Source organism: Bifidobacterium thermophilum (genome assembly GCF_002846655.1).
Lineage (GTDB): Bacteria > Actinomycetota > Actinomycetes > Actinomycetales > Bifidobacteriaceae > Bifidobacterium > Bifidobacterium thermophilum.
Map to the genome: position 1 here is coordinate 469670 of NZ_PCGX01000010.1, position 10380 is coordinate 480049.

Consider the following 10380-nt stretch of genomic DNA (forward strand, 5'->3'; position numbering starts at 1 on the left):
ACCACTTGGAGAACTTACCTGTGAGCCTCTATGGATTCGGCTCAGAACTTCACTTGCGGGGCAAGCCTGGAGGCGTCGTCCACCTGGAAGTAATCCGCCTGCTCGAAGTGGAACAGGCCTGCCACGATATTGCTCGGGAAGGTCTCGATTGCGTTGTTGAGCTTCATGACGACATCGTTATAGAACTGACGCGCGTAGGCGATCTTCTGTTCGAGATCCTGCAGCTGGTGTTGCAGATCCATGAAGTTCTGATTCGCTTGAAGTTGCGGATACGCCTCAGCGGTGGCCTGCAGGTTGAACAGGGCGCGGGTCAGCTCGTTCTCTGCGGCAATGCGTTCCGCAGTACCCGCCTGCTTGTCGGCGGCCACGGCGACGGCCTTGGCGCGAGCCTCCGTGACCTGCGTGAGTACCTGGGATTCATGGGCGGCGTACCCCTTGACGGTTTCCACAAGGTTCGGCACCAGATCGGCACGCTGCTTGAGCTGGACATCAATCTGCGCCCAGCCGTTCTTGACCCGATTGCGCAGGGTGACCAGATTGTTGTAGGCGCTGATCATCCACACAATGATCAGCAGCACGATGACGGCAATGATGATCCACACCATCGTTCTCTCCTTCGAAGACATCGGGGTCTCTCGAGCCCGGCAGGGACAGCCTGCAATACCAGTATCTCAGAAGGCTTGTACCAATGGCTAATTCCTTGGATGCTTGTGGCCTACCCATCGAGAACATCGTACTTCCCAAACTGGTGACGCTAAACCGCCTGTTAGCGTAGACGGTTTGTGAAAGGGAGCGCCACGGCTGCGGCGGCACAGGACGTTCCAGAGCGCAGGACGTTCAGGTGCTAAGACCTTCCATACACAAGACGTTCAGGGCACACGACGTTTGAGAGTACAAGACATTCCATGCAAAAGGGCCGCCGGGAAATACTCCCGACGGCCCAATCAGCCAATCAATCGATTAGCCACAATCAGTTCAGCCGAACCGGACGATTATGCCATGTACAGGCGTTCCGGCACGCAGCCGAACCGATGCGCGATCAGTTCTCCTCGAACGGATCGAAATCGCGGCGCACACGGCGACGCGGACGCTCATGACGCTCCTCGCGGTCGGCGCGATACTCGTCGTAGTGGTCATCCGCCGCATAGCGCGGGTTGCGATCGTCACGACGACCGCCACGATAGCCACGGCCACCACGGTCGTCACGCTCCGAACGCTCGGAACGACGGCCACGACGCGGACGATCATCATACTCATCATCACGCTCGTCACGGTCATCGCGGGAACGACGGGACGGACGCTCATCATCATAACGGTCGTCACGGCTGCGGCGAGACGGACGGCGGTCGTCATCGTAACGGTCGTCACGGTCATCACGGTCGGAACGACGGCCACGACGCGGACGATCATCATACTCATCATCACGCTCGTCACGGTCATCGCGGGAACGACGGCCACCGCGATATCCGCGATCCTCGCCCTCATCACGACGGCCACGGCCGCCGCCACGACGCTCGTCACGCCCGCGACCGGCGGAACGTGGAGCCGAAGACTCCTGGTCCTCGAAACCGGGGATGGCCAGGGAGATCTTGCCGCGGTCATCAACACCCTGCACGACGACCTCGACGGTGTCGCCTTCCTTGAGCACGTCCTCAACGGCGTCGATACGCTCGCCGTTGGCGAGGTTACGCACCTGGGAGATGTGCAGCAGGCCGTCGGTGCCCGGGGTCAGGTTCACGAACGCGCCGAAGCTGGTGGTCTTAACGACCTTGCCGTTGTAGACCTCGCCCGGTTCAGGGACATGCGGGTTGGCGATGGAATCGATGATGCCCTTCGCCTTCTCGGCAGCCTCGCCACCCTCGGAGGAGATGTAGACGGTGCCGTCGTCCTCGATGGTGATCTCGGCGCCGGTGTCCTCCTGGATCTGATTAATCATCTTGCCCTTCGGGCCGATGACCTCGCCGATCTTGTCGACAGGCACCTTGGTGGTGATGATACGCGGAGCGAACGGGCTCATCTCGGCCGGGCCGTCGATGCACTCGTTGATCAAGTCGAGAATCGTGGCGCGGGCTTCCTTCGCCTGCTGCAGGGCGGCGGCGAGTACGTCTGCCGGAATGCCGTCGAGCTTGGTGTCCAGCTGCAACGCGGTGATGAACTCAGAAGTGCCAGCCACCTTGAAGTCCATATCGCCGAACGCGTCCTCAGCGCCCAGGATGTCGGTCAGCGTCTTGTAGATGTGCTGGCCGTCAACGTCACCAGAGACCAGGCCCATCGCGATGCCTGCAACCGGGGCCTTCAGCGGCACGCCGGCGGACAGCAGCGACAGAGTGGAGGCGCACACGGAGCCCATGGAAGTGGAACCGTTGGAACCGATGGCCTCGGAGACCTGACGGATGGCGTACGGGAACTCCTCGCGGCTCGGCAGCACCGGCACAAGAGCCTTCTCTGCGAGGGCGCCATGGCCGATTTCGCGGCGCTTCGGGGAGCCGACACGGCCGGTTTCGCCGGTCGAATACGGCGGCATCTCGTAGTTGTGCATGTACCGCTTGGACTGCGGGCCGCTCAGCGCGTCGATCTGCTGTTCCATCTTGAGCATGCCGAGCGTGGTGACACCCAGGATCTGGGTTTCGCCGCGCTGGAAGAGGGCGGAGCCGTGCACGCGCGGCACGATGTCCACTTCGGCAGACAGGGTGCGGATGTCGCGCAGGCCGCGGCCGTCGATGCGGTAGTCCTGGGTCAGGATGCGACGGCGCACAATCTGGCGCTGCAGCTCCTTGAACGCGTTGCCGAGTTCCTTTTCCTTCTCGGCGTCGTCCATGTCGGTGAACTCGTTGGCCAGCTGCTCGCGCACCTGTTCCTTGATTTCGTGGATGCGCTCCTGACGAGGCAGCTTTTCCGCGATGGACAGGGCTTCGTCGAGCTGGGAGTGGGCAATCTCGTCGATGCGGTTGTAGAGGTCCTCGGTGTACTCCGGGAACAGCTGGAACTCCTTGGCTGGCTTCGGAGCCTTGGCCTTGAGCTCGTTCTGGGCCTCGCAAATCGCCTTGATGAACGGCTTGGCGGCCTCAAGACCGCCGGCGACGACTTCCTCATCCGGCTTGGTCTGGCCCTCGTCATAGATGAGGTGCCAGGCGTTCTTGCCGGCACCGGCCTCGATCATGGCGATTGCGACATCACCGTTCTCGACCACACGGCCTGCGACGACGATCTCGAAGACCGCGCGCTCACGCTCGCTCCAGCGCGGGAAGGCGACCCACTGGCCGTCAATCAGGGCGAGACGCACGCCGGAAACCGGACCTTCGAACGGCAGACCGGAAATCATGGTGGACGCGGATGCGGCGTTCAGGGCAAGCACATCGTAGGCGTCGTCAGGGTTGACGGCGAGCACGGTCTCCACGACCTGCACTTCGTTGCGCAGCGTGTGCGGGAACAGCGGGCGCAGCGGGCGGTCGATGATACGGCAAGCGAGAATCGCCTCGGAGCTCGGGCGGCCCTCACGGCGGAAGAAGGAGCCCGGGATCTTGCCCGCGGCGTACATCTTCTCTTCCACGTCAACGGTCAGCGGGAAGAAGTCGTAGTTCTCCTTCGGGCTGGAGCCGGCCGTGGTGGTGGACAGGACCATCGAATCATCATCAAGATAGGCGGCCACAGCCCCATCCGCCTGCTGGGCGAGACGACCCGTCTCAAAACGCAACGTGCGCTTGCCAAATGAACCATTGTCGATTACGGCCTCTACGGCCTTGATTTCGGGACCCTCCAAGGGTTCCTCCTTTGTTTGATTATCTATCTACCTAAACCATTACTGACCTGACGCAGGCCTTGCGTGTCACGCGGCATACCTGGCCGCGAATCCTTCGTTTTCCTCGTGTCAGAACGTCAGTTCCATTATTCACTTATTCGTTGACTTTTCGCTTGCGGCATCGCACCCCGTGCATGCCCCGCCGGCCCCTGGTGTTGTCTTGCCTCGAAGGCGGCGACAGGCGCTGCCATGCTGTCTGCCGCCGCCGACATCGGTCCGCCCCCTGTGGGCGGGACGTTTATGAGTTCGAGCGTGATATACGAGCGCCCGCGCACAAGGCACGGGCGTAAGTCTTCTATCGACGCAGGCCGAGACGGTCGATCAGGGAACGGTAACGATCGATGTCCTCGCGCTTGAGATAGTCAAGCAGACGACGACGGTCGCCGACCATGAGCAGCAGACCACGGCGCGAATGATGATCGTGCTTGTGGGTCTTGAGATGCTCGGTCAGATCGGTGATGCGCTTGGTCAGCAGTGCAACCTGGACCTCCGGGGAACCGGTGTCGCCTTCGTGCGTCGCGTACTTGCTGATGATTTCCTGCTTGTCCTGAGCCGTAAGTGCCACGGCTTCCTCCTTGGGTTCTAGCTGCGCGGTGCCACCGGCCCAATGCCGGAGCGCTCTCTATCCGCGGGCGAAACACGCCAAAATATAATTGTAAACCAAGGTATGGAAAACCTATGGCATGGCGACGTCAACGATGCACCGACGTTCAAACCGCCTCGAGCAGGCCGCCGAACATCACGATGCACAACGCGGCCACCTCAATCACAAAGAACATGGTGAGTGAAGCCCAGCTGTGCGTGAGCGCGTTGAGCGGGGAATCCTTTCGGATCGCGACCAGCAGCCCGACGAACACCAGCGCGTAGACCGCCACCGCGGCGCCCGCCGCCATGATCCCGAGGTTCGCGGCGTTCGCCAGCGGTGCGTCCGAACCATACACGACATACGTCGAATACCAGAAATTGAATCGCAACAGGCACATGCCCGCGATGAACTGCTCGGCGATGACCCCGAGCACGAACACCACTCGCCACAGCCAACGGCGCGTGTCGACAATCAACATGCCAAGACCCGTGAACGCGAGCACCGTGACCAGCCAAGAGATGAACATGACCCCTTGCACAGACAGCTTGCTGACCGCGGCGACCAAATCGGAGGTATTGCGCACGGCGATATCACGGCCGATGCCGTACGGCACGATGATGGCCAAGAGCAGCAATATTGCGAACACCGCCCATTGCACCGGATGTGACTTGCTGCGTTCGATATCTGCCAACGACAAATCGCTGTCTGGGATGGTGGGTTCGGGATGTTTGGACACATCCACGTGTTCGACCTTCCCCCGCACGATTTCGGTCGCGGTATTCGATTCGTCCGGAGCGGTGCTGGAATCGGCGGTGGTGGCTTGCGCCGAGGAGGAGACGGCAGAATCGTCTGCGTCGCCAATCGTAGAGGGGACGGCCGCTTTGCCCGCATCGGAGAGGTCAATGACGCGGTCCGACGCCTTGGTCGCATCCATATCGATCACGTCAGTGTTCGCCCCGCCCGCGTTTGCGTTGTTGTGTGGGCTCGTCTCCGCCATCCATTGCCTCACTTGTCCGGACATGCGGCGCGATGGCCACACGCGTTGTTTCGCTATCCACTCTAGTATGCCGCATGCCGGATGGATGCGCACGAATCGGGGCAGGGCATCGTCACATACATCTCCCTTATCGTCAGGCGATCAGGACAGACAAAATCTCAATATCTGCGAGAATCAGCGTGTGCCGGCGAGATATTAAGAGAAAAGTCTCAACATCTCTCGTCAACCGTGCTGTTTGCTGATTTTTTCCGGATTTCCCGCGTGGCACACGAGACTGACGGCACCTCAAAACCGTTGATATTGCTGGATTCTCAAGATTGGCCGCCGCTTCGATCACCTTGCAAAATCTCAATTTCTCACGAAATCAGGTGTCAGGCGCGAGTTTTTCCGACTTTTTCCTGGACAACTCGCCAAATCGGCGTCCAAACGCGAGATATTGAGACTCGCCTTCTCCGACTGCCCCAAGGCCGGTGCCGGCATATCGGACCGCGAAGTCACACAGACACTGGCGACGGCAACAGCGCTCCCAGCGTAACCAGTTTGGGGAAGGAGGGCGGCTGCGCGGGAATGGAAAAGCCCCGGGATTCCGGGGCTTGTGGAGCGGATGACGGGAATCGAACCCGCGTAATCAGTTTGGAAGACTGAGGCTCTACCATTGAGCTACATCCGCGTATCGCACCATCTGCAAGCATACGGCGCAACTCGTGTCATTATACACGAAACCGCGACGACGCGCCGCGCGCCGCAGATCTTCCACCGCTGTCATGCGACAGCCGGCTCACACAACAGACGGATTGGCGATCGCATCGGCCGCTATGACAAACCGCGTCAGCAGACCTCGATTTTCCACTCGTACGGCTTGAGCACCACCGTGCGCGGCAGGCTTACGCCCTCAATGCTGTCGAGCGTGGCCGTCGCATCGCGGTTCGCGAAATTGAACACGCCGAGCAGCGTGCGCCCGCCCGCCTGCCGGACCATCGCGAGAACGCCGTCATCATGTGCGTCCCACGTCGTCACCCAAGCGTTGGGGGCGAAGCATGGGTCCGAGCGCATCTGCCGCACATCCGCCATGCCTTCCCACAGCCGGTTCGGCAAGGTTCCAGGGACATCGCGCTTCGCGGCGTTCTTCCAGTTGAACTTGCTGCGGTGCAGATTGCGACTGTCGGCGACACGGTCCGGGTCTTCCTTATAATCCCAGCCGTTGAGCTGACCGATTTCGTCGCCGCAGTTGAGCATCGGGAACCCACGCAGGAAGCCCATCGCGTGATGCATAAGCAGGTCACGCTGGATTGAGCGCTCGTACAGCGGCCGGTCATGCGTGATGATCGCCCGTTCGATGCCGCACAGGCTCGCCGTGGTTCCGCAGCTACGCGCATCGCCGGACGCCGGATCGTAGTTGTACAGTTCGCCCATCGACCAGCTGCCAGGCACCATGCCCTCATAGAAGTGGTACAGGAATTCCTTATGCTTGAGCGGGTCGATGCCCAGCTGGCGTTCGACATCCTCGTCCAGGCCCCAGCCGATGTCGTCATGGCAGCGCAGATAGTTGACGAACCAGCAGTTGTCGGGCAGCGCGTCGAGCTTGTCGATCTGGGTTTTCAGCAGCCGGGTATCGCCGTTGGCGAGCGCGCTCCACAAGTTGACCATGACGGACACGTTGTACAGCATGTGGCATTCGGGCTTTTCGGGGGTGCCGAAGTAGGCGGCGAGCTCCTTGGGGGCCATGACGACCTCACCTTTGAACACGACGGCTGGGCAGACGATTTCGGACATGATGCGCATCATGCGCACGATGGTGTGGACCTGCGGCAGGTTGCGGCAGTTGGTGCCGAGCTGCTTCCAGATGTACGGCACCGCGTCGATGCGGAAGACTTCGACGCCGAGATTGGCCAAATGCAGCAGGCTGGACATCATGGCGACGAAGACCTTGGGGTTACGGTAGTTGAGGTCCCATTGGAACGGGTAAAACTGGGTCATGACCCATTTGCCCATCCGCTCGTTCCATGTGAAGTTGCCGGGCGCGGCGGTCGGGAAGACCTGTGGGACGACGGCATCGTACTGGTCGGGGATGGTGCGGTCGTCGTAGCAGAAGTAATAGTCCTGGTATTCGGGGTCGCCGGCCTGCGCCGCTTTCGCCCACCGGTGGGTCGAGGCGGTGTGGTTCATGACGAAATCAAGGCATAGGCTGATGCCGGCTTTGCGCAGTTTCGCGGTGAGGTCGGCGAGGTCCTGATTGGTGCCGATGGATGGGTCGACGGTGTCGAAATCCTCGATGGCGTAGCCGCCGTCGTTGTCCGGATGCGGCATGGTTAGCAGCGGCATGAGGTGCAGATAGGTCAGATGTTGCTCTTTGAGATAGTCGATATGTTTGGCGAGGTCGGTCAGTTTGCCCGCGAACAGGTCGGTATACATGGTCATGCCGAACATGTCGCCGCGGCGGTACCACTGAGGGTCCTGCTCGCGGGCGACGTCGAGGCTCTTGAGGTCGGCGGGCCGGTCGGCGTGCGCTTTGGCCATAACACGTTCAAAATGCGCGAGTTCCGGCGAATCGCCGTACAGCGAATGGAACAACTCTTCGAGTTCGGCGCGACGCGGCGCGAGACGCTCGGCGAATACGGTATCGATATGCTTGGCAGCCATCTGAAACTCCTATGTCTCTCATCCTGGGACCGGTTCGTTCGGATCCAGGAGCTTTCAGTATATCGAACCGGTTCGAGCCGGGCAACGCGACACTCCGGATGCGGCGATATTCCACTGATTCCACGCCGCGGGAGCGGTGCTATCTGCGAACGACCAATATCGCGACCGCCGAGGCGACCGGGCCGTCATGGCTCAGGGAGATATGCCAACGCCAGCGCGCGCCCTCCCCCGGTTGTGCGCCGGCATCCGACGCTGTGGGCACGTCACGTTGGACACCGCGCAAGGCCTCGGACAGTGCCCGTGCGTCATCGTCGGCAAGCACCACATGCGGCACCCCACGGGCATCATCAAGAATCTCGATCCGCGCCCACGGGACGTTGTCCACGGTGTACGGAAGCGGGCAGGTCTCCCCCAGCGCCTCGCACCACGCCTTGATTACCGCTTCCTTGCCGGCCCAGCGTGCGGCGAGATGCACAGCGTCACCATCCGCCTTGAGTCGGCCGCGCAAGGCGCTCTGCCGCAGTTCGCGCGGCGAGAACAGCCGGCGCATGCCCCCATCGGGTTCCGCGAGCTGTTCGGCGAAAACGTCCAGTGCCACGACATCATGGCCGAGACCGGCAATACGGTCCCCGGGTTCCTGCCCATCCATCGCCGTCATCGCCGCCATCGCAACGCTTGACGTCATCGCCGCCTTCGATACCGCCGTTTCGTCCGAATCGCGCATCATCACACCGCAGTAAATCCGGTCACGAACGCGAAGAGGAGCGACAACCCGAGGAACACCAGGAACCACGGCGAATTCCAGCACGCCGCAACTGTACCCTGCGGGCTGCGGTTGGCCTTCATGTACCCGCGGATATCTCTGAACCGCAAGACAAGGTACAGCAGGGAACCCACGCCGACCGCGATGTAGAGCCCATAGCCGACGATGTTCTGCGCATTTTCCGGCATCACGGTCAGCAAGCGGGAGAACAGGTCGGAGAAGACGAAATTATTCGTGATATGCAGTGCGATCGACCACACCAGCCCGTATTCGGCGGCGATATAGCCCAAGACCAGTCCGACGAGAATCGCGTAGGTGCCTTGCAACAGATCCGTGTGGAAGAAACCGAACAGCACCGCACTCGTGACGATTGAGAACACTTTGCCGTACTTGGCGAGCGCAGGCATCACCAGGCCGCGGAACAACAGCTCCTCCATAATCGGGCCGAAGAAGCCGGCGTACAGGACCATCGCCAGCGTGCCCATCGAGGCGTCGATGCTGTCCATCGCCGTGCTGGGCTGGAGGTCGAACAGGCCGGACAGCCAGTCAAGCGCCGGTTCGAGGATGAAGGTGTAGACGTCGGAAGCGCCGAGAATCAGCATGATGGCAAGCAGAAAGACGACAGGCGTCATCTTGCGGTGCGCGCGTTCGCCGCTGCCGGTCAGTTCCAGACGCAGCTCGTGCGGCAAGCCGCGCCATAACGGGTCCTGCGAACGCATGAGGGCCAGGTAGATCGCGCATCCGACGAGGGCAATCAGACTGACGGCGCCGGATATCCGATTGCTGAATGCGTCACTGAACACCTCCGATTCGGGGGTGCCTTGAAGAATCATCACCGTGGCGATGGTCATCTGGGCGACCAGCGCGACAGCCGTCATGACCACGCAATAGAACAGCACAAGCCGCGCCTCGCGGCCGACCGCACGACGCACCTGCTGGGCGTAGGTGAGGAAGCGTCGAGGAATCCATGCAGGCTGTTGGGCCTGTGGCATCGGCTGCGGCGGGTAGGGGTATGGCGGGGCCTGCTGGTAGGGCGGCGCGGCTTGAGGCGGATAAGGGTATGGCTGATATGACTGGGGCGGGACCGCCTGATACTGGTACGGCTGGTACGGGTAGGGCGGCACCTGTATCTGGACCGGATACGCGGAATTCGGGTATGGCGCCGCCGGAGCCGCCGGCTGCGGGAATTGCGGATATGGCTGAGGCTGCGCACTGGCCTGCGCTGGCGGGACCTGCTGATATTCCTGCCGCGCGGTCTGCTGCGGCTGCATCATCGGCGGCTGCTGACCGGTCGGTGCGACATGTTCCGGCCGATTTGTGCAAGTCTTGTCTGCATCATCGCTCTGGTTGCTCATGTGTTCTCTTTCCTGCCGCGCCCCGCGCATGCGAGGCTGCCGTGCGCTGTCGCCATCGTCGTGTTGCCATCATCGCAGTCGCTGCTGACCGTTTCATGGGGATAAAACGCGTGCTGCGTCCGCCGACGCTGAGGAATCGCTCAGTGCCGGCGGACGCAGCAGGAATCAACGCGCCGGACAGGCCGGACTGTCAGGACAATCCGAACCATCCAGACAATCTGGACAGTCCAGACAATCCGG

At 61.5% G+C, this 10380-nt stretch carries 7 protein-coding genes and 1 tRNA gene; all 8 read right to left on the bottom strand.

Annotated features, from left to right (window positions below):
- Positions 1-41: 41 nt before the first annotated feature.
- Positions 42-605, bottom strand: coding sequence for a LemA family protein (locus tag CQR48_RS07445; RefSeq protein ID WP_015451029.1), 564 nt, complete (start codon positions 603-605; stop codon positions 42-44).
- 434 nt (positions 606-1039) lie between these two features.
- Complete coding sequence (locus CQR48_RS07450) at positions 1040-3760, bottom strand: polyribonucleotide nucleotidyltransferase (RefSeq protein WP_015451030.1); 2721 nt, start codon at positions 3758-3760, stop codon at positions 1040-1042.
- Between the two features lie 334 nt (positions 3761-4094).
- Positions 4095-4364, bottom strand: coding sequence for a 30S ribosomal protein S15 (rpsO, locus tag CQR48_RS07455; protein ID WP_015451031.1), 270 nt, complete (start codon positions 4362-4364; stop codon positions 4095-4097).
- 145 nt (positions 4365-4509) lie between these two features.
- Positions 4510-5151, bottom strand: coding sequence for a hypothetical protein (locus CQR48_RS07460; protein WP_044092801.1), 642 nt, complete (start codon positions 5149-5151; stop codon positions 4510-4512).
- An 827-nt stretch (positions 5152-5978) separates the two neighbouring features.
- A tRNA-Gly gene (locus tag CQR48_RS07465) sits at positions 5979-6052 on the bottom strand.
- A gap of 158 nt (positions 6053-6210) precedes the next feature.
- Positions 6211-8022 (bottom strand): amylosucrase, encoded by a 1812-nt coding sequence (locus CQR48_RS07470; RefSeq protein WP_101452481.1) that lies wholly within the window; start codon positions 8020-8022, stop codon positions 6211-6213.
- A 139-nt stretch (positions 8023-8161) separates the two neighbouring features.
- On the bottom strand, positions 8162-8671 hold the full coding sequence (locus CQR48_RS07475; protein ID WP_033506172.1) for a holo-ACP synthase: 510 nt from the start codon (positions 8669-8671) through the stop codon (positions 8162-8164).
- Between the two features lie 77 nt (positions 8672-8748).
- On the bottom strand, positions 8749-10140 hold the full coding sequence (locus CQR48_RS07480) for a CPBP family intramembrane glutamic endopeptidase (RefSeq protein WP_101452482.1): 1392 nt from the start codon (positions 10138-10140) through the stop codon (positions 8749-8751).
- Positions 10141-10380: the final 240 nt, after the last annotated feature.